Source organism: Streptomyces sp. PSU-S4-23 (assembly GCF_055632315.1).
This window is the reverse complement of the sequence record NZ_JBVMUU010000002.1, coordinates 6,872,196-6,895,335: the sequence shown is the minus strand read 5'-3', so window position 1 is coordinate 6,895,335 and position 23,140 is coordinate 6,872,196. Positions and strand designations below refer to the sequence as shown.

17 protein-coding genes and 3 pseudogenes are annotated in these 23,140 nt (G+C 73.8%); 8 read left to right on the top strand and 12 right to left on the bottom strand.

All coding sequences use genetic code 11. The features are described 5' to 3' along the window. Nucleotides 1-3 precede the first annotated feature (3 nt). The gene (locus tag ACZ79I_RS31325) at nucleotides 4-741 is read left to right on the top strand and encodes a sirohydrochlorin chelatase (protein WP_471501728.1); all 738 of its coding nucleotides are present in this window, start codon (nucleotides 4-6) and stop codon (nucleotides 739-741) included. Nucleotides 742-794: 53 nt separating this feature from the next. Here ACZ79I_RS31325 and ACZ79I_RS31320 read toward each other — a convergent pair whose 3' ends face one another. Beyond that, a complete protein-coding gene (locus ACZ79I_RS31320; protein WP_471501726.1) occupies nucleotides 795-1,412 on the bottom strand; it encodes a mycothiol-dependent nitroreductase Rv2466c family protein in 618 nt (205 codons plus the stop codon). Nucleotides 1,413-1,575: 163 nt separating this feature from the next. Continuing rightward, nucleotides 1,576-1,892: pseudogene (locus tag ACZ79I_RS31315) on the bottom strand (2-dehydropantoate 2-reductase N-terminal domain-containing protein); the annotation flags it as partial. 239 nt (nucleotides 1,893-2,131) lie between these two features. Here ACZ79I_RS31315 and ACZ79I_RS31310 point away from each other — a divergent pair. Beyond that, entirely contained in the window at nucleotides 2,132-4,402 is a 2,271-nt protein-coding gene (locus ACZ79I_RS31310; RefSeq protein ID WP_471501724.1) for an MMPL family transporter, read from the top strand. Between the two features lie 62 nt (nucleotides 4,403-4,464). On the opposite strand, the pseudogene mgt reads toward ACZ79I_RS31310, so the two are convergent. After that, a pseudogene (mgt, locus tag ACZ79I_RS31305) lies at nucleotides 4,465-5,722 on the bottom strand (macrolide-inactivating glycosyltransferase). Nucleotides 5,723-5,858: 136 nt separating this feature from the next. Here mgt and ACZ79I_RS31300 point away from each other — a divergent pair. Then, nucleotides 5,859-6,722: a phosphotransferase enzyme family protein gene (locus ACZ79I_RS31300; protein ID WP_471501722.1), complete on the top strand. Its 864-nt coding sequence runs from the start codon at nucleotides 5,859-5,861 to the stop codon at nucleotides 6,720-6,722. A gap of 39 nt (nucleotides 6,723-6,761) precedes the next feature. Here ACZ79I_RS31300 and ACZ79I_RS31295 read toward each other — a convergent pair whose 3' ends face one another. After that, nucleotides 6,762-7,691 (bottom strand): LysR family transcriptional regulator, encoded by a 930-nt coding sequence (locus ACZ79I_RS31295; RefSeq protein WP_471501720.1) that lies wholly within the window; start codon nucleotides 7,689-7,691, stop codon nucleotides 6,762-6,764. Between the two features lie 81 nt (nucleotides 7,692-7,772). Here ACZ79I_RS31295 and ACZ79I_RS31290 point away from each other — a divergent pair, with 81 nt between their 5' ends. Then, a complete protein-coding gene (locus ACZ79I_RS31290) occupies nucleotides 7,773-8,756 on the top strand; it encodes a DMT family transporter (RefSeq protein WP_471501718.1) in 984 nt (327 codons plus the stop codon). Continuing rightward, nucleotides 8,726-9,223, top strand: coding sequence for a YbaK/EbsC family protein (locus ACZ79I_RS31285; protein WP_471501716.1), 498 nt, complete (start codon nucleotides 8,726-8,728; stop codon nucleotides 9,221-9,223). The genes ACZ79I_RS31290 and ACZ79I_RS31285 overlap by 31 nt, the downstream gene beginning before the upstream one ends. Nucleotides 9,224-9,235: 12 nt before the next feature. On the opposite strand, the gene ACZ79I_RS31280 is transcribed toward ACZ79I_RS31285, so the two are convergent. The 3 genes and pseudogenes from ACZ79I_RS31280 to ACZ79I_RS31270 form a co-directional block, all read right to left on the bottom strand. After that, the gene (locus ACZ79I_RS31280; protein WP_471501714.1) at nucleotides 9,236-9,958 is read right to left on the bottom strand and encodes an exonuclease domain-containing protein; all 723 of its coding nucleotides are present in this window, start codon (nucleotides 9,956-9,958) and stop codon (nucleotides 9,236-9,238) included. Nucleotides 9,959-10,060: 102 nt separating this feature from the next. Continuing rightward, nucleotides 10,061-11,299 carry an SAV2148 family HEPN domain-containing protein gene (locus ACZ79I_RS31275; RefSeq protein WP_471505326.1) on the bottom strand — a complete coding sequence of 413 codons (1,239 nt, stop codon included), beginning with the start codon at nucleotides 11,297-11,299 and terminating at the stop codon, nucleotides 10,061-10,063. Between the two features lie 118 nt (nucleotides 11,300-11,417). Then, nucleotides 11,418-11,613: pseudogene (locus ACZ79I_RS31270) on the bottom strand (copper amine oxidase); the annotation flags it as partial. 165 nt (nucleotides 11,614-11,778) lie between these two features. On the opposite strand from ACZ79I_RS31270, the gene glgX reads away from it, so the two are divergent. Continuing rightward, nucleotides 11,779-13,887, top strand: coding sequence for a glycogen debranching protein GlgX (gene glgX / locus ACZ79I_RS31265; protein WP_471501712.1), 2,109 nt, complete (start codon nucleotides 11,779-11,781; stop codon nucleotides 13,885-13,887). Between the two features lie 68 nt (nucleotides 13,888-13,955). Next, on the top strand, nucleotides 13,956-16,304 hold the full coding sequence (gene treY / locus ACZ79I_RS31260; RefSeq protein WP_471501710.1) for a malto-oligosyltrehalose synthase: 2,349 nt from the start codon (nucleotides 13,956-13,958) through the stop codon (nucleotides 16,302-16,304). Between the two features lie 130 nt (nucleotides 16,305-16,434). Here treY and ACZ79I_RS31255 read toward each other — a convergent pair whose 3' ends face one another. From ACZ79I_RS31255 to ACZ79I_RS31245, 3 genes are all read right to left on the bottom strand, one after another. Further along, nucleotides 16,435-16,875, bottom strand: a complete 441-nt coding sequence (locus ACZ79I_RS31255; RefSeq protein WP_471501708.1) for an SSI family serine proteinase inhibitor — start codon at nucleotides 16,873-16,875, stop codon at nucleotides 16,435-16,437. After that, entirely contained in the window at nucleotides 16,872-18,197 is a 1,326-nt protein-coding gene (locus ACZ79I_RS31250; RefSeq protein ID WP_471501706.1) for a M14 family zinc carboxypeptidase, read from the bottom strand. The genes ACZ79I_RS31255 and ACZ79I_RS31250 overlap by 4 nt, the downstream gene beginning before the upstream one ends. A gap of 280 nt (nucleotides 18,198-18,477) precedes the next feature. Continuing rightward, nucleotides 18,478-19,029, bottom strand: coding sequence for an FHA domain-containing protein (locus ACZ79I_RS31245; RefSeq protein ID WP_381081325.1), 552 nt, complete (start codon nucleotides 19,027-19,029; stop codon nucleotides 18,478-18,480). A 173-nt stretch (nucleotides 19,030-19,202) separates the two neighbouring features. Here ACZ79I_RS31245 and treZ point away from each other — a divergent pair, with 173 nt between their 5' ends. Then, nucleotides 19,203-20,948 carry a malto-oligosyltrehalose trehalohydrolase gene (gene treZ, locus ACZ79I_RS31240; RefSeq protein WP_471501704.1) on the top strand — a complete coding sequence of 582 codons (1,746 nt, stop codon included), beginning with the start codon at nucleotides 19,203-19,205 and terminating at the stop codon, nucleotides 20,946-20,948. A gap of 47 nt (nucleotides 20,949-20,995) precedes the next feature. On the opposite strand, the gene ACZ79I_RS31235 is transcribed toward treZ, so the two are convergent. Both ACZ79I_RS31235 and ACZ79I_RS31230 read right to left on the bottom strand, forming a co-directional pair. Beyond that, nucleotides 20,996-21,919 (bottom strand): aminoglycoside phosphotransferase family protein, encoded by a 924-nt coding sequence (locus tag ACZ79I_RS31235; RefSeq protein ID WP_471501702.1) that lies wholly within the window; start codon nucleotides 21,917-21,919, stop codon nucleotides 20,996-20,998. Between the two features lie 50 nt (nucleotides 21,920-21,969). Continuing rightward, nucleotides 21,970-23,115 carry a M24 family metallopeptidase gene (locus ACZ79I_RS31230; RefSeq protein WP_471501700.1) on the bottom strand — a complete coding sequence of 382 codons (1,146 nt, stop codon included), beginning with the start codon at nucleotides 23,113-23,115 and terminating at the stop codon, nucleotides 21,970-21,972. Between the last annotated feature and the right edge of the window lie 25 nt (nucleotides 23,116-23,140).

Here is a 23,140-nt window from a genome sequence, read left to right as displayed (position 1 = left end):
CCGATGCACCGTCCGGTCCTAGTGGTCGTCGCCCACGGCAGCCGCGACCCGCGGCACGCCCACACCGTCCACGCCCTGGTACGGCGGGTACGGTCGCTGCGGCCGTGGCTGCGCGTGGAGACCGCCTTCCTGGACTTCGACGTCCCGTCCGTGCACGGGATGCTCGCCTCCCTGGCGGCTCAGGGAGTGCGCGACGTCGTGGTCCTGCCCCTGCTGCTCACCCGCGCGTTCCACGCGAAGGCGGACATCCCGGCGGCCCTGCGGGGCGCCCCGGCCCGGCTGAGGATCCGGCAGGCGGATGTGCTGGGCCCCTCGCCGCTGCTGCTGCGCGCCCTCGAACGGCGGCTGTACGAGGCGGGTCTGGGCCCCGCCGACAAGTCCTCGACCGGGGTCGTGCTGGCCTCGGCGGGGTCCACCGACCCGGAGGCGATCGCAGTGATCGCAGAAATCGCGCGGGAGTGGCGGCACACCGGTTGGTGCGCCGTGCGGCCTGCGTTCGCCTCCGCATCCCTTCCGCGCACGCAGGACGCCGTGCGCGACCTGCGGGCGCTGGGCTGCGCAACGGTGGCCGTGGCGCCGTATGTGCTGGCGCCGGGGTTCCTGCCGGACCGTATCGTGCGGGGTGCCGCCGAGGCGGACGTCCTGGCCGAGGTGCTCGGCCCGGCGCCGGAGGTGGCGCGCCTGCTGCTGGAGCGGTACGACGCGGCGCGGACGCCGGTGCCGGCGGCGATGGGTGCCTGAGGGAGCCGGCGCACGACGTCCGCGCGCGCGGGGGTGACGCGTCCGGACCGGGCTCAGCCGAAGGACAGCCCGCCGGTACGGGTCCGCTTCAGCTCGAAGAAGTCGGGGTGCCCCGCCAGCACCCGGAAGCTGTCGAAGAGTTCGGCCGCCCGCGCACCCCGCGGGATGGCGCGCAGGACCGGTCCGAACCACACCGTTCCGTCGACGTGGATCGTGGGGGTGCCCACATAGCCGTCCGAGTCGGGCTCGGCGCCGGCGTCATGGCTGCGGCGTACGGCGTCGTCGTACGCGGGGTCGTGCGCGGCGGCGGCCAGATCGGCGGGGAGACCGAGTTCGGCGAGCGACTCGGCGACCACGGCGTCGAAGTCCTCCTCCTCGCCTTCGTGGATCCTGGTGCCGAAGGCGGTGTACAGGTCGCGCAGCACCTTCTCGCCGTGCCGCTCGGCGGCGGCCACGGCGACCCGCACGGGTCCGACCGACTTGTCGACCAGTTCCCGGTACCAGTCCGGGAGTTCGTTGCCGATGTTGTGCAGATACAGACTCATCGCGTGGAAGCGGAGGTCGAGCGGGCGCTCGCGCTCGACCTCCAGCAGCCAGCGGGAGGTGATCCAGGCGAACGGGCAGGCGGGGTCGAAGTAGAAGTCGACGCGGGTGGGTGAGGTGTTCTGCATGCCCGTCACGCTAGTCGTCGATTGGCGCAGGCCCCCGGTCCAATCGGCGACCGCTTCAGTGGTCCACTTCCCCCGCGCTCCCCCCGGCCGCCTCCACCGCCTCGTCCGCCAGCCGCACCAGCTCCGCGGTAGTCGGCCTCGATCGTGCCGGTGCCGCGCGTGAGGGACTGCCAGGAGGAACCGCCGCCCCGCGCGTCACCGCCCAGGGGCCCCAGACGTCCAGGGCGGCCGCGCTGTCCCGCGTCTTGACGGCCGGCACCGGCACGTCGTCCGTGCGCAACGCGCCCAGCACGTCCGGCCCCTCGACGACCGGCAGCCGATGGGTGCGCTCGCCGTCCGGGCCGCGGAACCGCAGCCCGCCCTCGCGCAGCGCCGTGTACTGCGCGCCCCGTGCGACGAGGACCACCTCGTGCCCCCCTCGGCGAGCCGCGCCCCGACCGCGCCCCCGACCGCCCCTGCCCCGATGATGACGGAGCGCATACCGCGAGCCTCGCAGAGTCCGGGCGGCGCCCCGACCCTGACCCCGGAGTGGGAGAACCCGGGTAGATGTAAGGGGCCGCTGTCCTCCCAGATGCTGAGGCGGCGCGGTCCGAGGGGATGAGCCGGGCCGCACACGGTTCACCGGGCAGCACGACGAGCCGCGCCTGCGCAGCGCATACCGTCTATGCGGACGGTGGCGGCAGGGGGCCGCCACCCGTGCACGAGAGGGCATGCCCGTCATGGGGAACGGAGATACGAGGGTGCGGGGCATCGCCGCCCGGGCCGGCGGCTGGAGCGCCCGGCACCGATGGGCTGCCGTCGGCATCTGGGTGCTGTTCGTCGTCCTGGCGATGGCCGCCGGCTCGGCGGCCGGGCGCGTCGACGTCAAGGAGAGCGACCAGCTCAAGGGCGAGACGCACACCGCCGCCACGATCATCGACGATGCGGGGATCAAGCGGCCGGCGGGCGAGAGCGTGCTGATCCAGGCCGAGGACGGCCGGACCACGGCCACGGACCCGCAGTTCCGCGCCGCCGTCACCGAGGTCGTACGGGCCGTCGACGGCACCGGCCGGGTGGCGAACGTGACCTCCCCCTACGACGCGGGGACCATCTCGAAGGACGGCCGCAGCGCGCTCGTGCAGTTCGACATACGCGGCGACGCGGACACCGCGGGCAAGCGGGTCGAGCCGGTGCTGAAGGCCGTCGCCGGGGTGCAGAAGGAGCACGCGGGGCTGCGGATCGAGGAGATCGGCTCGGCCAGCATCCAGAAGACGTTCTCCGACGCGTTCGGTGACGACTTCCAGCAGGCCGAGTACTCCGCGGTGCCGGTGGCGCTCGGCATCCTGCTGATCGCGTTCGGCGCGGTGGTCGCGGCGCTGCTGCCGGTCGCGCTCGCCCTCACCGCGATCATGGCGACGCTGGGCCTGATGGGCGTCGTCAGCCATCTGCAGGCGATGGACAACACCGCCAACTCCGTGATGCTGCTGGTGGGTCTGGCCGTGGGCGTCGACTACTGCCTGTTCTATCTGCGGCGCGAACGTGAGGAGCGCGCGGCCGGCCGGGACCCGGGCACCGCGCTGCGCATCGCCGCCGCGACCAGTGGCCGCGCCGTCATCGTCTCCGGTGTGACCGTCTGCGTCGCGATGGCGGGCCTGCTGTTCACCGGGATCGCCACCTTCGAGGCGATGGGTCTGGCCTCGCTGATGGTGGTGGCGGTCGCCATGGTCGGCTCGGTGACCGTGCTGCCCGCGCTGCTGTCGCTGCTGGGCGAGCGGGTCGAGAAGGGGCGCATCCCGTTCCTGCACCCGGAGAGCCGACGGCGGCGGCTGGCCCGGCGCGGCCGGTCCCCCGAGGAGGGCAGCCGGGTGTGGGGTGCCGTGCTCGGGGTCGTCCTGGCCAGGCCCGCCGTCTCCCTGGTGGTCGCGGCCGGCGCCCTGCTGGCGATCGCCGCGCCCGCGCTCGGCATGAAGACCCAGAACCTCACCCTCGACCAGGAGTTCGGGGACAGGCTGCCCATCGTGGCCACGTACGACCGCGTCAACGACGCCTTCCCCGGCGGCTCAGAGCCGGCCCAGGTCGTGGTGAAGGCGAAGGACATCAACGCCGCGGACGTGAAGGCCGCGTTGTCCGAGTTCCGGGCGCGGGCGGTCAGCTCCGGTGCCTCGCGCGGCCCGGTCGACATCAAGGTGCACGACGCCGAGAACGTGGCCCTGATCTCCGTGCCCCTCGTCGGCGGCTCCGACCTGGACAAGGCGGGCAAGAGCCTGGACCTGCTGCGCGACACGGTGCGGCCGGACACCCTCGGCAAGGTCGCCGGGGTGCAGGCGCCGATCACCGGCCAGGTCGCCGGCTCGCAGGACTTCAACGACCGGCTCATCGGCTCGGTGGTGCCGGTCTTCGCGTTCGTCGTGGTGTTCGCCTTCCTGCTGATGCTGCTGTCGTTCCGCTCGCTCACGGTCGCGATCACCTCGATCGCGCTGAACCTGCTGTCGGTCGGCGCGGCGTACGGCATCCTGGTCACCGTCTTCCAGCACGGCTGGGGCGCGTCGCTGGTGGGCGCCGAGGGTGTGGGTGCCATCGTCACCTGGCTGCCGCTGTTCCTGTTCGTCATCCTCTTCGGGCTGTCGATGGACTACCACGTGTTCGTGGTCTCCCGCATCCGTGAGGCACGCCTGCGGGGCCGTACGACGAAGGAGGCGATCAGGCACGGCGTGGTGACCACGGCGGGCGTCGTCACCAGCGCCGCGGCCATCATGGTCGCCGTCTTCGCGATCTTCGGCACCCTGTCCATGCAGTCGATGAAGCAGATGGGCGTCGGCCTCGCCGCCGCGGTGCTCATCGACGCGACCGTCATCCGGGGCGTGCTGCTCCCGGCGGTGATGGCCCTGCTCGGCGAGCGCAACTGGTACCTGCCGAAGTGGCTGAACCGGCTGCCCGACCTCACGCACGACGAGTCGGCTCCGGTGGCACCCCCGCCGCCGGCGGTGGAGGACGAGAAGGTCCGCGTCTGACCTGCGCGGGTGACGGCGCGGATGGCCGGTGGCCGGGGCGTGCGCCCCGGCCACCTCGCGTGTCAGGGCTCGCGGGAGGCGCCGCGTCGCGGGAGTTCCGCCTCGATGAGGTCCGCCGCCCGCCGTGTGCCGCCCTCCTGCTTCATCTGTTCCCGGATCTCCTGGAGCCGGCGCGCCACTTCGGGATCGTCGACGAGCGCCAGGACCGCCTCTCGCAGGGTCCGGGCCGTCGCCTCCTCCATCGGCAGGTGACGTGCGACGCCCAGCGCCTGGAGCATGTCGGCGTTGCCGAACTGGTCCACGGCCTGCGGCACCGCCACCATCGGCGTGGCGGTCGCGAGGCCCTCCTGGCTGCCGCCCGCCCCGGCGTGCGTGATGAACGCGTCGGCCTGCCTCAGGACCGCGAGCTGCGGTACCCAGTCCCGCACCTCGACGTTGTCCGGAACGGGCCCCAGCTCCGCCGGGTCGACGTGCCGTCCGATCTGCAGCACCATGTGCCAGCCCGGCAGGCCGCCGAACGCCTCGACGCACCTGCGGTAGAAGGCCGGCTGTTTGGTGAAGCTGGAGCCGAGTGAGACGAGCAGCACCCTGCCGGCACCGGCCGGCCGCCGCCAGTCGCCCTGCGCGGCGCGGTCGCCCTGGCAGGCGCCGACGAAGGTGTAGATCCGCTCGTCGACCCGGTCCGCGTGCGGCTGGAGCGCCTTCGGGATCAGTACGAGGGAACGGGCGGGGTGGCCGGCGAACGAGTCGGGGTGCCGGGTGATCCCGTTCTGCGCCAGCCAGGACTCGAAGCGCGCGTAGTACGCCCGGCCGCGCGCGGTCTCCCTGGCCTCGGCCCACATCGGTTCGGCGACCTCTTCCTCATAGCCCTCCCAGGCGACAAGGCTGGGGGACAGCGAGATCGCCGGGACGCCCCAGCGGTGGGCGAGGACGCGGGCGGGGTAGGAGGCGATGTCGTGCAGCACGAGGTCGGGCCGGTCCCCTTCGTACGCCTCGACGAGCTGCGGCAGCGCCTGGACGGCGTCGTCCAGGAACGGTTCGACGTTGTCGAGGAGTGTGGTGCCCCAGGCATCGGGGTCGTCGTCGGGGGACGGCAGCGTCGAGGTGTAGCGGACGGGCTCGGCTCCGGTCTCGGCGACCTTCCGTGCGAACACGGGCGGAATCGCGTACGTCACCCGGTGCCCGCGCGCGACGAGCTCACGGATCACTTCCAGGCTGGGGTTCACATGGCCGTGCGCGGCGATGGAGAACATGGCGATGTGGGCGGGGTGTGGGGTGGTCATGGCCGTGACCATAGGTGAGACGATACGTCTCGTCCAATGTATTTGGGGCGCCATGTGGTCCTGCCACGTCCTGGTCCGCCTCCCCTGGCCGCCCCGTCCACACATCGCGACCTGCGCGAATGCGACACTGAGCGGCACAGGCCGGGAACGCGTCGAGCACACGGAGGCGGACGATGGACGAGGCACGGGCGCGCGACGTGCTGGCCGCGGCGGGCGTGCTGCCGGCCCCGGCGCGGGACGCGCGGCTCCTCGCCCTGGGCGAGAACGCGGTCTTCGCCGCCGGCGATCTGGTGGTCAAGGTGGGGCGCGACGCCGAACTCCTCGGCCGTGCGCGCCGGGAGCTGGAGATCGCCCTGTGGCTCGCCGAGGCGGGCATCCCCGCGGTGCGGGCCGCCGGCCCGGAGCCGCTGCTGGTGGACGGTCACCCGGTGACGGTGTGGCACCGGGTGGCCGGTCCCCTGCGCCCCGCGCAGCCGGGGGATCTGGCCGGGCTGCTGCGGATGGTGCACGCCCTGCCCTCCCCCTCCGTCCCCCTGCCGCCCCGGGACCTGCTGGGCGGCGTGGAGCGCTGGCTGCGGCTCGCGGGCGACGCGATCCGCCCACAGGACGCGGCGTATCTGCGTGAGCGCCGTGACGGGTTCGCCGCCGCGGCGGCCGCGCTGACGCCGCATCTGCCGCCGGGCCCGATCCACGGCGACGCGCTGCCCCGCAATGTGCACATCGGCCCGGACGGCCCCGTCCTGGTCGACCTGGAGACCTTCTCCGCCGACCTGCGCGAGCACGACCTGGTGGTCATGGCCCTCGCCCACGACCGCTACGGGCTGCCGGCCGAGGCGTACCACTCCTTCACCCGGGCCTACGGGTGGGACGTGCGCGAGTGGGAGGGCTGCTCCGTGCTCCGCGGGGCGCGTGAGACCGCCGGCTGCGCCTGGGCCGCCCAGCACGCGCCCGGCAACCCCCAGGCGCTGGCCGAGTTCGAGCGGCGGGTGGCGTCGCTGCGGGACGGGGACGAGACGGTCCGCTGGCATCCCTTCTGAGCCGGCCGCCCGGCCGCCCGTCCGGCGCCGAGGGTCCCGTCACCGTTCCCGGCCGGCCGCTTCCCCCGGGTCCCGCTCCCGGATCGTCCGCGCGGCGCGGCGCAGTTCGGACAGCACCGTGCGGACCGCTGTCCGCGCCGTGCGCTCGGGGCGGCACAGGACGTCGATGTGCCGCCTGGCCTGCACGCCGCCGAGTGGTCTGAGGACGAGCGCGGGGTGCGGGCGCATGGTCCAGCGCGGCATCAGCGCGACACCGCCGCCGGCGGCGACGGCCTCGGCGACCACCGCGAACTCGTTGATGCGGTGGGCGAGGTGCAGCCGCCGCCCCGCCGCGGCGGCGATGGCCTCGACGGTCGCCATGACAGGGAAGCCCTCGTGCACGGTGATCCACCGCTCGTCGGCCACGTCGCGCGGCGTCAGGCGCCGCTTCGCGGCGAGCGGATGACCGGCGGGCATCGCCACATCGAGCGGTTCGCGCAGCAACGTGACCGAGGCCACCGTGCGCGGCCACGGCGGGGCATGGTCGAGGCGGTGGGCCAGGACGAGGTCGTACTCCCGGGTCAGCCGGGGGAAGTCCTCCTGCGGTACGTCCTCGTCGGCAAGCGCCACGACCGGCGCGCCGGGACCGGTCAGGCCCCGCAGCAGCAGGGGGAAGAACGCCGCGCCCGCGCTGTGGAACGCCGCCACCGACACCTCGCCGTCCGGTCTGCCGACGAACTCCGCGACGGCGCCCCGGGCCCGCGCCAGCGCGGTCTCCACCTCGACGGCCGCGTCCGCCAGCGCCCGCCCCGCGTCGGTGAGCACGACCCGCCGCCCGAGGCGCTCGGTGAGCGGCACGGGCATCGAGCGCTGCAGCAGCCGCAGTTGCTGCGAGATCGCCGAGGGGGTCACCAGCAGCGCCTCCGCGACCGCGGTGATGCTCCCCAGTTCCCCCAGCTCCCGCAGGATCCGCAGCTGCCGTTCGTCCATGGTCTCAGTGTAGGGATGCTAAAAGATCGTTGTAGAAAGTGGTTGTGGGCTTCAAGGACGTGGGCGGTGCACGGTGGGCGTGTGTCCGACGCCCGCCGTACCGACGCGGTACTCCTCCTGGTCGCGCTCGTCTGGGGTTCCAGCTATCTGTCCGCCCGGACGGCCGTCCTCGCCCTGCCCGTCCTGACCGTGCTGTTCCTGCGGTACGCGCTGTCGGCGGTGGCCTGCCTGGGCCTGGTCGCGGCCCGGCGCGGGCGGCGCCGGTGGACCCGTGACGAGATCCGGGCCGGGGTCCCGCTGGGCGTGACCCAGGCCGCGGTCCTGGTCGTGGAGACGTACGGCGTGGCGCACACCAGCGCCGCCAACGCGGGGCTGATCATCAGCCTGACCATCGTCCTGACCCCGATGCTCGACCGTGACCGGCACGGGGACGGGCTGCCACCCGCTTTCTTCGCCGCGGCCGGCGTGTGCGTCCTGGCCGTCGGGCTCCTCATGTCCGCGGGCGGCTTCCACGCGCCGCGCCTCGGCGACCTGCTGATGCTCGCGGCCGCCGGCGTCCGGGCGGTGCACGTGGCGCTCGTCGGCCGGCTCACCTCGGCCGGGGCGATCCGTCCCCTGCAGCTGACGGCCGTGCAGACCGTCGTCGGCTCGGTCCTGTTCCTGGCATGCGCGGCACGCGACCTGCCGTCCGTGGCCGACGCCGACGCCACCACCTGGTCCCATCTGGTGTACCTCGCCCTGTTCTGCAGTGTGTTCGCCTTCCTCGCCCAGACCTGGGCGGTGCAGCGCACCTCGGCGTCCCGGGCGAGCCTGCTGCTGGGCACCGAACCGGTCTGGGCCGCCGTGGTGGGCCTCGCCCTCGGCGGCGAACGCCTCACGGCGCCCACCGCCCTCGGCGCGGTCCTGATGGTCGCCGGCACCTACTGGGGCCAGGCCGTCGAACGCACCCACCGCGCCGCCGGGACCACCCCGACCGTGACCACCCCGACCGTGACCTCAGGGACCGCCGGCAGAACGGAAGAAGAAGACACCCCGTGCCCGACCACGACACTTACCAGCACCTGATCTCTCTGCTCGACTCCTCCCGCGTCGGCTACCGCCTCATCGACCACGCCCCCGAGGGCACCACGGCTGCCGTCAGCGCCCTGCGCGGACACCCGGCGGCCCAGGCCGCGAAGTGCATCGTGCTGAGGGTCAAGGTCGACCGGCGCACGACGCGTCACGTCCTCGCGGTCGTCCCCGGGGACCGGCGGGTGGACCTCGACGCCGTGCGTGCGCTGTTCTCGGCCCGTTACGTCGGCTTCAGCGACGCCGCGACCGCCGAGCGGCTGGCCCGCGCCGTCCCCGGCACCGTTCTGCCGTTCAGTTTCGACCCCGCGCTCGATGTCGTGGCCGATCCGGACGTCGTGGCACAGCCGCGGCTCTACTTCAACGCGGCCCGCCTGGACCGGTCGCTGGTCATCTCCGGCGCCGACTACGCCAGGCTCGCCCACCCGCGGGTGGAACGCATCGCGGGCCCGGCCCCGATGTGAGGGGCGCCCGGGTCAGACCCTGTCGCCCACGGCCTCCCGCAGCGGCCAGGTGCCGTCCACCACCGCCTGCGCGTTGCCCTTGCGGCGCAGGAAGTCCTGGAAGTCAGCGGCCCAGGCCGCGTACCACTCGATCTGACGGCGGTGCAGCTCCGCCGGGCCGAGGGCGGCGACCTTGGGGTGGCGATCGGCTATCGCGCGGGCGAGCCGGGCCGCGGCCAGCGCGTCCGCCCCGGCGTCGTGCGCCGCGTCCAGCGCGATCCCGTACTCCGCGCAGACCGCCTCCAGATTGCGCTTGCCGCGGCGGTAGCGGTCGGCCCAGCGGTCGATGGTGTACGGGTCGATGACCGGGGCGGGATCCAGGCCGCCCAGCCGCTCACGCAGGGACGGCAGTCCGTAACGGTGCAACTCGGCGCTGAGCAGGGTCAGATCGAAGGCCGCGTTGTAGGCGACGACCGGGACGCCCGTCCTCCAGTACGCCACCAGGACCCCGGCGATCGCGTCCGCCACCCGGTCGGCGGGTCCGCCCTCGGCTGCCGCGCGCTCATTGCTGATCCCGTGCACCGCCACGGCGTCCGCCGGGATCTCCACGCCCGGGTCGGCCAGCCAGTCGCGACGGCCGAGCGGCTCGCCGTCCTTGACCTCGATCACCGCCCCCGTGACGATGCGCGCCTCATACGGATCCGTCCCGGTCGTCTCCAGGTCGAAGCCGATCAGCAGCTCCCGGTGCCAGGCCATGGCGGCCCCCCTTCTCGGTGGTGCGTTCCCCCCAGTGGCCTCCACCCTCGCATGCGCCACTGACAATCCGAGGACCACGTTCCGCTTGCGCAGTGGAACGGGTCAGGACACGGGACGCGAATCCGCCCAAGCCACTTCGAACTCCTCACGGTAGGTCGGGAAGAGCCCGCTCTCCTCCAGGTTCCCCGATCTCACGACCTTGCCGCCGTTGCGCAGCACGAACACCGGCGCCTCCATGCCGCGGGTGCGCCGCAGATACGTCTGCACGACCGCGATGCCGTCCGAGCCGTCCCCGTCGACCAGGTAGGCGGTGAAGCGGGGCGTCTCGTCGAAGACCTGGATCTCGAAGGCGCCCGGGTCGCGCAGCTTCGAGCGCACCCGGCGCATGTGCAGGATGTTCATCTCGACGGCCCGGCTCAGCTCGCCCTTCTTGATGCCGAGTTCCCGCTCGCGCCGCTTGACCGCGCTGGAGGCGGGATTGAGGAACAGCAGCCGCACCCGGCAGCCCGACTCGGCCAGGCGCACCAGCCGGCGTCCGGAGAAGTTCTGCACGAGCAGGTTGAGGCCGATGCCGATGGCGTCGAGACGGCGGGCGCCGCCGAAGATGTCCTCGGCGGGGAACTGCCGCAGCAGCCGCACCCGGTCCGGGTGGACGGCGACCACGTCCGCGTACCGGTCGCCGACGAGGTCCTCGACCGCGTCGACGGGCAGCCGGCGCGCCGAGGGCACGTCGCCGCCCGCGCCCAGCACCTCCAGGAGCCTGGCCGAGGCGCGCTCGGCCTGGGCGAGGACGGCCTGGGACAGGGCCCGGTTGCGGGAGACGACGTTCCGGGTCACCTCCAGCTCGTCCAGGGCGAGTTCGATGTCGCGGCGCTCGTCGACGTACGGTTCGAAGCACGGCCAGTGCTGCACCATCAGCTCGCGCAGCTGCGGCAGGGTCAGAAAGCTCAGCACGTTGTCGTCGGCGGGGTCCAGCAGATACCCCTTGCGCCGGCTGACCTCGCGTACGGCGACCGCGCGCTGCACCCACTCCTGGCCGGCGGGCCCGGCCGCGGCGACCACCCAGTCGTCGCCGTGGACGGGTTCGTAGATGGGACGGAGAACGGCGGCCACGACCGCGCGCAGCCGCTGTTCCACGAGGTTCAGCCAGATGTAGGCCCGCCCCGCCCGCTGGGCGCGGGTGCGCACCTCGCGCCACGCGTCGGCGTTCCACTCCAGCTCGGGTCCGATGGACCCCAGGTCCATCGGCCGTGCCAGGGACACCGCCCCGGGCGGGACATCCGCGGAGCTCCCCTCGCGACCCTCGTCACCAGGGGGCAGCTCCAGCCCTCCCGAGCCCACCCGCGCACCGCCTTCCGCTCCCCCGAGCCTGCCCAGGGGCAAGGTCCCAGCCAACGATCAAGGAAGGGTACTCCGGGAGCCCGGGGCGGTGCAGCCGGATGCACAGGGTCGTTTCCCAACTACCGCCTTCTCCATGACCGTTCCGGTCGGCGGGGGCGGGCGGGGTGAGCGGATTCATGGCCGTGACGTCGCGTGGAGCGATGGAGAGGCCCTGCCGTCCGACGGGCATGGGCTGCCGGTCCTCGTCGCGTGCGATGCGGGTGGAAGCCGATGCCGGCCCACACCACCGGGTGGGTGAGGGGCTGTCCATTGACCCGCTCGTTCGTTGTCCCCGTCGAAGTCGAGCCGCTGGGGAGCGCCGCTCCAGGCGGCTGCCCGAGCCGGGAATCCCTCTCGCCGAGGAGAGGGAGCCGTCAAATTCGGGGAGACTCGGCCTCAAGGCCCCCCAGAGGGGCGACGCACCTGGGAGAGTCATATCCATGCAGGTCTGGCCTGGAGAGGCGTATCCGCTCGGCGCGACGTACGACGGCGCCGGGACCAATTTCGCGGTCTTCTCGGAGGCCGCCGACCGGATCGAACTGTGTCTGCTGCACGACGACGGCTCGGAGACGGCGGTGGAACTGCGGGAGACCGACGCCTTCGTGCGGCATGCGTATCTGCCGGGGGTGATGCCGGGACAGCGGTACGGATTCCGGGTGCACGGCGCCTACGCCCCCGAGCGCGGCCTGCGCTGCAACTCGGCGAAGCTGCTGCTCGACCCGTACGCGCGCGCCGTCAGCGGCTCGGTGCGGTGGGGCGAGGAGGTGTACGGGTACCCCTTCGGGGCGCCCGACCGGCGCAACGACCTGGACTCGGCGCCGTACACCATGTCGTCCGTCGTGATCAATCCGTACTTCGACTGGGGCGACGACCGCCGGCCGCGTACCGAGTACCACCGCACGGTGATCTACGAGGCCCATGTGAAGGGCCTGACCATGCGCCACCCGGCGCTGCCCGAGGAACTGCGCGGCACCTACGCGGGGCTCGCCCACCCCGCGATCATCGAACACCTGACCGAACTCGGTGTGACGGCACTGGAACTGATGCCGGTGCACCAGTTCGTGAACGACCACCGTCTGGCGGACATGGGACTGGGCAACTACTGGGGCTACAACACGATCGGCTTCTTCGCCCCGCACAACGCCTACGCCTCCTGGGGCGACCGCGGCCAGCAGGTCCTGGAGTTCAAGTCGGCCGTCCGGGCGCTGCACGAGGCGGGCATCGAGGTCATCCTGGACGTCGTCTACAACCACACCGCCGAGGGCAACCACCTGGGACCGACGCTCTCCTTCAGGGGGCTCGACAACGCCTCGTACTACCGGCTGGCGGACGACCCGCGCTACTACACGGACACCACGGGGACCGGCAACTCGCTGCTGATGCGCTCCCCGCACGTGCTGCAGCTCATCATGGACTCGCTGCGCTACTGGGTCACCGACATGCACGTGGACGGCTTCCGCTTCGACCTGGCGGCGACGCTGGCACGGCAGTTCCACGAGGTGGACCGGCTGTCGTCGTTCTTCGACCTGGTCCAGCAGGACCCGGTCGTCTCCCAGGTGAAGCTGATCGCCGAACCGTGGGACGTGGGTGAGGGCGGCTACCAGGTGGGCAACTTCCCGCCGCTGTGGACCGAGTGGAACGGCAAGTACCGCGACACCGTGCGGGACCTGTGGCGCGGCGAGCCGCGCACCCTCGCGGAGTTCGCCTCCCGGCTGACGGGCTCCTCGGACCTCTACCAGGACGACGGACGCCGCCCGCTCGCCTCCATCAACTTCGTGACCTGCCACGACGGCTTCACGCTGCACGACCTCGTCTCGTACAACGGCAAGCACAACGAGGCCAACGGCGAGGACAACCGCGACGGGGAGAGCCACAACCGCTCCTGGAACTGCGGGGTCGAGGGCGAGACCGACGACCCGGCGGTGCTGGAGCTGCGGGCGCGGCAGATGCGGAACTTCATCGCCACGCTGATGCTCTCCCAGGGAGTGCCGATGCTCAGCCACGGCGACGAGTTCGCCCGGACGCAGCACGGCAACAACAACGCCTACTGCCAGGACAACGAGCTGTCCTGGCTGGAGTGGCCCGAGGGCGGCAGCGGTCTGCTGGAGTTCACCCGCGCCATGGTCTGGCTGCGCCGCGACCACCCGGTCTTCCGCCGCCGCCGCTTCTTCCACGGACGGCCGGTGCAGGGCACGCACGACGAGCTGTCCGACATCGCGTGGTTCACCCCCCAGGGTGATGAGATGACCCAGCAGGACTGGACGTCGGCACAGGCCGGCGCGCTGACGGTGTTCCTCAACGGCAACGCGATCTCCGAGCCCGGCCCGCGCGGTGAGCGGATCGCCGACGACTCGTTCCTGCTCCTGTTCAACGCCTCGCCGAAGCCCCTGGAGTTCGTGGTGCCGGCCGACCACGGGCGCCAGTGGCAGGTCGTCGTCGACACCGCCGTGCCGGAGGGGGTGGCGCCCGGCACCGGTGCGAAGATCGAGGCCGGGGGCCGGCTGACGCTGGTGGACCGGAGCCTGACGGTGCTGCAGCGGCCGGTCTGAGTCCTCGCGACGGCACACGGCGGCGCGTCGGTGACACGAAGGGCCGTGGGGCGGGTACCTAGGTTCCCATGACACCTGAGCGCCCCGGCCCGGCCGCGCCCACGGCCACCTACCGGCTCCAGCTGCAGCCCGAGTTCCCGTTCCGCGCGGCGCAGGCGGCCGTGCCCCACCTGGCCTCGCTCGGCGTCTCGCACCTGCATCTGTCGCCGGTCCTGGAGGCGGTCCCGGGATCGGCGCACGGCTACGACGTCGTCGACCACGGGCGCGTGCGGGACGAGCTGGGCGGCGAGGCGGGACTGCGCTCCCTGGCACGCACCGCGCGGGAACACGGGCTCGGCCTCGTCGTGGACGTCGTCCCCAACCACATGGCCATGTCCCCGCGCCACAACCGCCCGCTGTGGGAGGTGCTGCGCGAGGGCCCCGCCTCGCCCTGTGCGCGCTGGTTCGACATCGACTGGGAGGCGCAGGGCGGGCAGCTGCTGCTGCCCGTGCTGGGGCGCCGGCTCGGCGAGGAGCTGGGCGAGCTGAAGGTCGACGGCGACCTGCTGCGCTACCACGACCAGGTGTTCCCGCTGCGCGAGGGCACCCGGACGCTGCCGCTGCCGCGGCTGCTCGACGCCCAGTGGTACCGCCCGGTGTGGTGGCGGCTGGCCCGTACGGAGCTGAACTACCGGCGCTTCTTCAGCATCTCCGAGCTCATCGGGGTGCGCGTCGAGGACCCCGAGGTCTTCAGGGCGACGCACGCCACGCTCCTGCGGCTGCTCGACGAGGGCGTGATCGAGGGCCTGCGGGTCGACCACCCGGACGGCCTGGCCGACCCGGACGCGTATCTGCGCCGCCTGCACGAGGCCACCTCCGGCCGGTGGACGGTGGTCGAGAAGATCCTCGCGGCCGGCGAGCGCCTGCCCGCCGCCTGGCCGGTCGCGGGCACCACCGGGTACGACGCGCTGCGGCACGTGGACGGGCTGTTCACGGACCCGGCGGGCGCCGGGGCCCTGCTCGGCCACTACCGGCGGTTCGCCGGCCCGCCGGGCGACCGCGGCGGCCACTGGGCCTCGACCGTGCGGCGCGCCGCGCACGAGGTGGTCACGCACGAACTGGCGGCCGAGGTGGACCGTCTCACGCGGGAGGCGAGCCGTCTGTGCGCCGCGTCCCCGGACCCGGCCCTGCGCGACCACGCCCCCTGGGCGCTGCGCACCGCGCTGCGGGAGCTCCTCGTCCGCCTTGAGGTGTACCGCCCGTACGCCTCCGGTGACGCCGCCGCGGTGATCACACAGGAGGCGGCCGCCGAGGCCCGTGCCGTCTTCACGGTGCCCGAGGAGGCGCACGCGGTGACCGTGGTGCGGGACCTGGCGCTGGGACGGGCCGGGGACGGGCCGGGGCACGCCGGGTTCCGGGCCCGGTTCGCGCAGACCGCGTCGGCGCTGCGCGCCAAGTCCGTGGAGGACACGGCGTTCTACCGCTATGTGCCGCTGCTGTCGGCGAACGAGGTGGGCGGCGATCCGGGGACCCCGGCCGTCCCGGTGGAGGACTTCCACGCGTACTGCGCGCGTCTGCAGCGCGACTGGCCCGCCACCGGGACCGTGCTGTCGACGCACGACACCAAGCGCAGCGCGGACGTACGGGCGGCGGTCTCGGTGCTCGCCCAGTGCCCGGAGCGCTGGGCCGACGTGCTGGCCGAGGTGACGCGCGCGGGCGGCCGGGTGCCGGACCCGCATCTGGCGTGGGCGGCCTGGCAGACGCTCTTCGGGCTGGGACAGGCCGCCGAGGAGCGGCTTCGGGGCGCCCTGCTCAAGCAGGTGCGGGAGGCGGGACTGCGCACGACGTGGACCGAGCAGGATCCCGGCTACGAGGAGGCGGTGGCGGCGTTCGTCGCCGAGAGCGTGTGCGGGGCGCCGGGGCGGCTCGTCCTGGACCTGCGGGACACGCTGGCGCCGCACATCCGGGCGAACGTCCTCGGGGCCGCGCTGGTCCATCTGACCATGCCGGGCGTGCCGGACGTCTACCAGGGCGCGGAGGACGAGTACCGGGCCCTGGTCGACCCGGACAACCGGCGGCCGTTCGCGCCGCGCGCGGTGGCCTCGGAGAAGGCGGACCTCACCGGGGCGGCGCTGGGGCTGCGCCGGCGGCGCCCGGACGTCTTCGGCGCCTCGGGCACGTACGCACCCCTGGCGGCCCGGGGGCCGGGTGCCGCCCACTGTGTGGCCTTCGTGCGCTCCGGCGCGGCCCTCACGGCGGTCACCCGGCTGTCGCTGCGGCTGGCGGAGGCCGGCGGCTGGCGCGACACGTCCCTCACGCTGCCGCCGGGCCTGTGGACGGATGTGCTCGCGCCTGAACGGAGGTTCGGGGGGCACGCGCGCGTGGCGGACCTGTTCGCGCGGCGCCCGGTGGCGCTGCTGGAGCAGACCGGCGGGTGACGGGGCCGGCGCGCACCGGCCCCGGCGCGCCCGGCCACCGCACCGACGTCCCCGACACCCCCGGCGCCCCCGCACCCGTGCCCTGCCACGCGCGCGTGATGCGTCGTCCGCAGCCCCCGCGCGGCACGGTTCAGTGCAGCCCCGGCACCGTCCTGACCGGCGTCCGGTCCGGCAGCGCGAACACCGCCCCGGTCCTCGCCTGAAGGTCGCACGCGTTCGAGAAGGTCTGGCTGTAGTCGACCGGGCGGCCGTTCCACTGGCCGCGCGCGGACACCGTCACGGGCGCGTAGACCATCGGGCAGATCGCGTCCTTGCGGGGGATACGGCCGATGTCGCCCTCGGCCTCGGCGAGTTCCGCGCATGCCTGGCCGGCCTGCGCGTGTCCCTGGGGCGGGTCGCACATCAGCAGCGTGCCGTTGACGTCCATCGAACGGTCGTCGCTCCTGGTGACGGTGACGTAGAGCCAGTTGCCGGTGCCGGCCGGCCGGGGCGCGGCCTGCGCCGGGGTCGCGATGAGCAGGGCCGCCGCGGCGACCAGGACGCCGCGCAGGGCCAGAGTGGTGTTCTTCATTCCGTGTGCATCGGCACGGCGGCGCCCGGACCCCAGCCCGGCTCACCCGAATGGGAGCGCGCGGGCGCGTACCGACCGGCGAGTTCGAAGGCGGCGAGCACCACGCGCGCCTGGTACTCGGCCTGGCGTGCGACCGGGATCCAGCGCGCGCCATAGCCGTCGCGGTAGTCGGCGCACCACGCGTCGATGAGCCCGTCCAGCTCCCGCACCACGCGGGCCGTCTCGCGCCCGGCGGCCGTGGCGAGCTGGTGCAGCAGTCCGGCGGTGCGCAGCGCGACGCGGCGCCCGGAGATGCCCAGGGCCGTCAGCCGGGCGCTGTCCAGCGGCGGCAGCGTCCGCTGTCCGGCGGCGTGCGTGTCGGGGTCCCAGGAGTCGGCGAGACCGGGGCCGACCAGTAAATAGTCGTCGACCGGGGCGAGCAGCCGGTCTGCGTCCGGCACGGCCGCGAGATGCGGGCGGATGCGGGCCAGGAGGCCCTCCAGGAGCAGTGTGTCGCGCCGCAGGGTCCGGCTCACGGCCCGCAGCACCGCGTCGGCGTCGGGGGGCGGCGAGCCGTCCTCCACGGCCGCGACGCCCCACATGGGTGCCTCCACCACCGCCGTGACGGTGCCGTAGCGGTGCGGATGGAACCAGGTCGACTCGACCGCGGCCTCCGTGATCGCGGCGGCGAGGTCGCCACGGCGTGGCGGCGGAATGCAGTAGACGGCGGGCCCCAGCGCCGGCCAGTACAGGGTGTCGTACGGGCCGAGCTCGCGCGGGATGCCGAGGCGGGCCGCGGTCTGGGCGAGCCGCTGGGCGATCCCGGGCAGGTCGCGGGTCAGTTCGACGAAGCCGCCGCCCACGTCCACGCCGTGCAGGGAGCACTGGAAGAACGGCCGCAGTTCGTCCTGGACGTCGAGCAGCGCGCGGGTCTCGGGGAGGGCGGCGCGCGCCGCGCCGTCGGGCAGCCACTCGGGCTGTTCGAGGAAGCCGGGACGGAAGAAGTGCCGGAAGTACCGGCCGAGCGTGTACGGGCCCGTCAGCCATCCCTCGTTGCGGCGCGCGCCGTCGGGGTCGAGGCACAGCAGCAGGTTCCAGGTGGCGTCGGCCTCCGTGCCCAGCCTCGGGTCGGCCAGCGCGCGCTCGGCCAGCCGCAGGACGGTGGCGCCGCCGACCGGCTCGTTGGCGTGGGGTCCGGCGACGACGAGGGCCTGGCGGCTGCCGTGGCCGACGGACAGGAGCCACAGGGGCGTGCCGCCCCGGGAGGTACCCACACGGCGCAGCCTGGCGTCACGTGGACGGCGGGCGACGAGCGCGGCCGCGCGGGCGCCGAGCTCGTCCACGGTCGGGTAGCGGAGGAGTGGCGGCAGGGCACACCTCCACTCTGCGGCACCGTCGCTTCACCACACGTACATGGTGTACGCACAGTCAGTCACGGCTGGGCAGGTACGTCAACACCACGGATGGTGAGGGAGGGCGGGCGGGATGTAGGAGAAGAATCCGGCCACGCACCGCGCTCCGGCGCGGCACGCCGCACGCCGGGGTTCACTCCGGCGCGACCGGCCGTGTCACCTGGGGCGGGACCGGCCGGCCCCTCCGGCGCCGGCCGGTGCGCCCCTGCGGCTACTCCGCGGCCAGCCGGAAGGTCATCGTCCCGAAACCGACCTGGTCGCCGTCGCGGACGACCGCGGCCCCGATCACACGGCGGCCGTTGACCGTGGTGCCGTTGGTCGAGCCGAGATCGCGCAGCACCCACAGGCCGCCCTGACGGCTCAGCTCCGCGTGCAGGCGGGAGACCGTCTCGTGGCTGAGCCTGAGCCCGCACGCCGGGTCGCGGCCGATCCGCAGCGGATGGGAATGGCCCGGGTTCGGCAGCAGCAGCTTGGGCAGCCGCTCGGCCTGCCAGGCGCGGCGCAGCCGCACGGTGAACCCGGAGACCGCCTCGACCGTTCCGAACACGATCCGCGACCAGCGCTTCTCGGTGGGCAGGTCGGCGGTGAGCGCGGCGAGCTCGTGCGGCTGGCGGGCGACCAGGGCGAGCTCCATGCGCCGCATGAACGTGTCGTGCGACAGACGCCCCAGGGCGACGCCGTCGCGGAGCACCTTCAGCGCCCTGTCGCGCTCGGCGTCCGAGAGCCGGGCGGGGTAGGTGTGGAACTCGAAGGACGACGTCACGGACGTGATTGTCGGTCAGTCGGGCCGGGGTGTCCAGAAAACCCGGCAACGGCCGCTGCCGCCGTCAGGGTCGTTCCACGTGTCAAAAGGGTCGATTCGAAAGCGAATTGATCTCTTGTGGCGCACCATGGACACGGGCTACATCACGATGAGCAGACGAGGGGGAACCGTCCGTGCAGTTCGAGGTGTGGGCACCGCGGGCCACCAGGGTGACGCTCCACTGCGCGGGCGCCGCGCACGCGTTGGGGCGCGATCCGGACCGGCCGGGGTGGTGGACGGGCGAAGCGGAGGCCGGGGACGGCACGCGGTACGGGTTCGCCGTGGACGGCGGCCCCGTGCTGCCCGATCCGCGCTCGCGCCGCCAGCCGGACGGTCCCGACGGGCTGAGCGCGGTGGTCGACCAGGGGCGGTACGGGTGGCGCACCGCATGGGCGGGGCGCGGGCTGCCGGGTGCGGTGCTCTACGAACTGCACGTGGGGACGTACACCCGCGAGGGCACGCTGGACGCCGCCGCCGAGCGGCTCGGGCATCTGGCTGAACTGGGTGTGACGCATGTGGAGTTGATGCCGTTGTGCCCGTTCCCGGGGCGGCACGGCTGGGGGTACGAGGGCGTCTCGCTCTGGGCGGTGCACGAGCCGTACGGGGGGCCCGAGGCGCTGAAACGGTTCGTTGACCGGGCGCACGAGCTGGGCCTCGGGGTGGTCGTGGACGTGGTCCACAACCACCTCGGCCCCTCCGGCAACCATCTGCCCGCGTTCGGCCCGTACTTCACGGACACCCACCACACCCCCTGGGGCGCCGCGGTGAACCTGGACGCGCCGGGCTCGGACGAGGTGCGCGCGTATCTGGTCGGCAGCGCCCTGGCCTGGCTGCGCGACTACCGGCTCGACGGGCTGCGCCTGGACGCTGTGCACGCGCTGCGCGACACGCGCGCGATCCACTTCCTGGAGGAGCTGTCGTCGGCCGTGGACGCGCTGGCCGCCGAGGTGGGCAGGCCGCTGTTCCTGATCGCCGAGTCGGACCTGGGCGACCCGCGGGTCATCACCCCGCGCGCGGAGAACGGCCTCGGGGTGCACGCCCAGTGGAACGACGACTTCCACCACGCGCTGCACACGGCGCTGACCGGTGAAGCGCAGGGCTACTACGCGGACTTCGCCCGTGCCCCCTTCGCGGCCCTCGCCAAGACGCTGACGGGCGGCTTCTTCCACGACGGCACGTATTCGACGTTCCGCGGCCGGCGGCACGGCCGCCCGCTGGACCGCACCCGGGTCCCGGCGCACCGCCTGCTCGGTTACGCCCAGACCCACGACCAGGTCGGCAACCGCGCCCAGGGGGACCGGCTCTCCGCGTCCCTGTCCCCGGGCCTGCTGGCGTGCGCGGCCACGCTGGTGCTCACCGCCCCCTTCACGCCGATGCTGTTCATGGGCGAGGAGTGGGCCGCCACGACGCCCTGGCAGTTCTTCACCGACCACACCGACCCCGGACTCGCCGACGCCGTACGGCGCGGCAGGCGCCGGGAGTTCGCGGCGCACGGCTGGGCGGAGGAGGACGTGCCCGACCCGCAGGACCCGGCCACCCGGGACCGCTCCTGCCTGGACTGGTCGGAGCCGGGGCGCGATCCCCACGCGCGCGTCCTGGCCTGGTACCGGGAGCTGATCGCCCTGCGCGCCGCCGAGCCGGACCTCTCGGATCCCGGCCTCGGGGACGTGCGGGTCGCCTACGACGAGGACGCCCGCTGGCTCGCCTTCCGCCGCGGTGACGTAAGGGTAGCCGTCAACCTGGGTGCGGAGCCGGCCTCCGTCCCCCTCGGCGCCCGGTACGCGCGCGTGCTGGCCGCGTGGGAGCCCGTGCGGCCGCCGGAGGCGGGCGGGGTGCTGAACCTGCCGGGCGAGTCGTGCGTGGTGCTGAGCCAGGAGTGACACGGGCGGGCCCCGGTCCGGGCCACCGCCGTGCGCACGGGCGTCGTCTACGGCATCTCGTCGCGCGGCAGTTCCGTGACCCGTTCCAGCAGGATGGCCTCCCAGGAGCGCCGCAGCCGGGCGCGCAGGGCGGTCCGGCGGCTGTCGTCCGGGCCCTCCAGACCGTCGGCGAGGCGGACGAGCGCGTCGCAGCGCGCCAGCCACAGCCCGCGCAGGCAGGGGCGGGCCCCGTAACCGGCGAGGGTGGCGGCGCGTACGGCGGCCGGGGCGCCGACCGCCGCGGCGAGTCCGGCGATGTCCTCGGCCGGATCGCCGATGACCGCGTCGGTCCACCCGAGCACGCCGCGGACCCGCCCGTCGCCGCTCACCAGGAGGTGTTCGCGGCTGAGGTTGTGGTGCACCAGCACGGCGGCGCCGGGCTGGGCGACGAGTTGGCGGGCGGCGGGGGCGGTGAGCTGCGCGAACCGGGCGGGGTCGAATTCGTCGGCCTCGGCCAGGCGCCGCGCGGCGCTCGCCCCGGCCGTCCGCAGCGCCTCCAGGGAGCGCGGTGCGACACGCGGGACGCCGAGCGACTCCGCCAGGCGCGCGGGTACGCCCCGCAACCCGGTGAGCAGGTCCGCGAGATCCGCCTCGCCGAGCGCCGACACGGCGAGCACGTCACCGGTGGCGCCGGGCAGCCGGGTGTCGAGGGTGTAGCCCAGTCCTGCGGACCACTCGCCGTACGCGACGCTCTTCGGCACGGCGAGCCGGACGTGCGGCCGCACCAGGTCACGCAGCCGCAGTTCGCGGCGCTGGCGCACGGAGGCGCCGCGGTCACGGGCCAGTCGCAGCACATGGCGTGTCCCGACCCACCAGGCGGAGGGCCCCTCGCCCTCGGCGGCCGGCGTCACGTCCGGCCCGTCGCCGTCGGGGATCAGGGAACGGACCAGCCGGCGTACGGTCTCCGCCGTCGGTGTCGGTGCCTGGGTCATGATCGCGCCGTTGTCGTCTTGATCGAGTGTGCCGGGCTCCACTGTCCCCCTCAGTCGACCACCGCCATCCCGCGGGGGGTGTTGTTGAGCCGGCGCCCGCCGTCCTCGGTCACCGTCACGATGTCCTCGATGCGGACGCCGAAGCGCCCGGGCAGATAGACGCCGGGCTCCACGGAGAAGCACATCCCGGGGACGAGGGGCTGCTCCTCGCCCTCGATCATGTACGGCGGCTCGTGCGTGGTGACGCCGATGCCGTGCCCCGTGCGGTGGATGAAGTACTCGCCGTACCCGGCGTCGGCGATGACCGCGCGGGCCGCCCGGTCGACGTCCTGGCAGGCCGCGCCCGGTCTCACCGCCTGGAAGCCCGCCTCCTGGGCGGTGCGCACCAGGTCGTGCACGGCGCGCTCCTCGTCGGCCGGTTCGCCGACGTGGACGGTGCGGGAGGTGTCCGAGCCGTAGCCGTCCTTGAGGCCGCCGAAGTCGAGGACGACCATGTCACCGCGCTCGATGACGCGTTCACCGGCCTCGTGGTGCGGGTTGGCGCCGTTGGGGCCCGAGGCGACGATGGTGAAGTCGACCTGCGCGTGCCCGGACCACCGCAGCAGATCGGCCAGGTCCGCGGCGACCTCCCGCTCGCGGCGCCCGCCGAAGGGGACCTTCAGGATCTCCTCGTACGTCGCGTCCGCGGCCGCGCCCGCTGCCGCCAGCCGGTCGAGTTCGGCGGCGTCCTTGACGGCCCGCAGCATGGGCAGGGCGCGGGTGAGGGCGACATGGCCGGCGTCGGGGAGCCGTTCGCGCAGACCGAGCAGGTGCAGGGCCCAGGCGTTGTCGCTGATGCCGTAGCGGCCGCCGGCCCCGAGCACCGAGGCGGTCGCCTCATAGGGGTCCTTGCCGTCGGTCCAGTCATGCAGCGTCAGCGCGGGCCCTCCGGCCGCCTTCGCCGCGTCGGGCGCCTCCAGGGTGGGCACGACGAGGACGGGGTCGTGTCCGGCCCTGAGCACCAGGAGGGTGAGGCGCTCGGTCTCCACCGGCCGGTACCCGGTCAGCCACACCAGGTCGGGTCCCGGCGCGATCAGGAGCCCGGCGAGGCCGGCCGCATCGGCGGCCTCCGCGGCGCGCCGCATCCGGGCCGCGTAGTCCGCGACGGTGAAGGGCGCGGGGCCGCCGCCCTCGGGCTGCGTGGACGTGCCGGTCATCCATACCTCCGCGGTTCCGGAGCCT